Source organism: Spongiibacter sp. (assembly GCF_041602295.1).
GTDB lineage: Bacteria > Pseudomonadota > Gammaproteobacteria > Pseudomonadales > Spongiibacteraceae > Spongiibacter.
This window is the reverse complement of the sequence record NZ_JBFIGO010000192.1, coordinates 1-1,980: the sequence shown is the minus strand read 5'-3', so window position 1 is coordinate 1,980 and position 1,980 is coordinate 1. Positions and strand designations below refer to the sequence as shown.

Genomic DNA, 1,980 nt, shown 5'->3' with positions numbered 1-1,980 from the left:
GGGTCCAGTGCCCGCAGGGTGTGGATCATCGACTTTCTCAGCCAGCGCAGCTCCGGGCTGTCGAAGTCGTGCTCCTCTGCCACTGGCGAGTAGCCCGCCGCAATCAGCAGGTGATTCAAGTCGCGCTTGCCCAGATTCAGCACCTGGCCAATCTGTATCACCATCGCCTCGCTGGGACGGCTGCTGCCCGTCTCCAGGCGGCTGATATGTCGCGACGAGCAATCGAGCTGGTCGGCCAACTCTTCCTGACTCAGATTGTGCACATCGCGCCAAAACTTCAGAAAACGCGTAAATGCATAGTCTTGCCGTGGTTCTTTCATCGTCTATATCGCCTTCGGTGTTGCCCGTTCCGGCTCGTGCCTCCCCACTCTATCAGCCTAGCAGGCTGGCACCGCGGGTTCCCAGACTTACTGGACATCCGGCGTCGTTGCCAATACCACAGACATAGCGACACAATGCCAGTGCAGCGATAAAAAGGCCACTCCATAAGGCTCACAACACAGCGCAAGCACCTGAAAAATAAAAATTAATTAAGCCAACAGCAAACCGGAGAACTCCGCAATGTTTACCCCCCTCGCCAACAGCAGTTACCAGATGCCGGCGCACTTTGGCCCCCGTTATCAGGGCGCCAAAACGTCGGGCTGGTATCACGACGTCACCACCATGATTGTGTCCTATGTGACCGACCGCGAATTGCTCAGCCGCTATATCCCCGCCCCCTTCGAGCTTGCTGAAACCGCTGTGGTGTCGGTGGCCTACGCCCGCAACCGAAACGTCGACTGGCTGGCCGGCCACGGTTACAACCTGATCGCCGTCAACGCTGCGGTCAACTTTAAGGGCCAGCGCGACCAGCTGGCCGGTAACTACTGCCTGGTAATGTGGGAAAACCTCGCCGACCCCATACTCACCGGCCGCGAACTGCAGGGCATCCCCAAGATCTATGCCGACATCAGCGACCTCGACATCCACGAGGGACGCTGGCGCGCCGAGGCCAGCCATTTTGGTCACCCGATTGTCGACCTGGAAGTCGCAGAGTTGAGCACGCCCAGCGCCGAAGACATTGCCCTGTTTCAGGCAGCCCAGCAGGACAAAGACCACCCGATGGCCTGGCGCTACCTGCCCAATGTTGGCGCCGGCGGTGAAGCTCTGAGTGAATTCACCCTGTTCCCATCGCAAAACCAGCTCAGCGAGATTCAGGTCGGCAGCGGCCAAGTGAACTGGCAGAGCTTGAGCTGGGAGCAGAACCCCACGCAATTTCATATCGTCAACGCGCTGGCCGGTTTACCGGTGCTGGACTACCTGCCGGCCATTACCACCCGCGGCAGTTGCAATCTGATTGTCGCCGACAGCCCAAGCCGCGTATTGCGCTAAAGCAACAGGAGCAAGCCTACATGACCATTACCGAAATCAATAAAGTCTGCTTTGTCGGCTCGGGGGTAATGGGTTGCTACAACAGCCTGCTCGCCGCGCTGGCCGGCTATCAGTGCGTGTTATATGACGTTAATGCCGACACGCTAGCGGCGGCGACTGTGCGCCTAAGAGAGATCGGCGGCTTCTTAATCGGCATGGGGCTGTGTGATCAGCCGCAACTCGACACCGCGCTGAGCGGCATCGAGCTGAGCGACCAGCTGACTGCGGCCACCGCCGGCGCCGAGCTAATCAGTGAGTCGATTTTTGAGCGCCTGGAAAGCAAGCGCGAGATTCATCGGCAACTCGATGTCCTGTGCCCGCCGTCGACACTGATTACCACCAACACCTCCGGCTTTCTCGTTTCAGAGATCGAAGATGTGCTGCACCACGGCCAGCGCTTTGCCGCCCTGCACTCCCACCTCGGCGCCATGCTGTTCGACATCGTCGGCGGCCCGCGCACCAGCGCGCACAGCAATTCTGTGCTGCGGCGCTATGTCGCCAGTCTCGGCGGCACGCCACTGGTACTGAAAAAAGAAAACTCCGGCTATGTGCTCAACACCACCCTCGGGT

The 1,980-nt window shown here is 59.3% G+C and carries 3 protein-coding genes; 2 read left to right on the top strand and 1 reads right to left on the bottom strand.

What is annotated here, in order from left to right; genetic code table 11:
- The coding region (locus tag ABYM29_RS15575) for a helix-turn-helix domain-containing protein (protein WP_372865709.1) at positions 1–320 on the bottom strand (320 nt) is incomplete at its 3' end.
- A gap of 241 nt (positions 321–561) precedes the next feature.
- On the opposite strand from ABYM29_RS15575, the gene ABYM29_RS15570 reads away from it, so the two are divergent.
- Both ABYM29_RS15570 and ABYM29_RS15565 read left to right on the top strand, forming a co-directional pair.
- On the top strand, positions 562–1,371 hold the full coding sequence (locus tag ABYM29_RS15570; protein WP_372865708.1) for an acetoacetate decarboxylase family protein: 810 nt from the start codon (positions 562–564) through the stop codon (positions 1,369–1,371).
- Between the two features lie 20 nt (positions 1,372–1,391).
- Positions 1,392–1,980: 3-hydroxyacyl-CoA dehydrogenase family protein (locus tag ABYM29_RS15565; RefSeq protein ID WP_372865707.1), on the top strand; the 589-nt coding region annotated here is incomplete at its 3' end.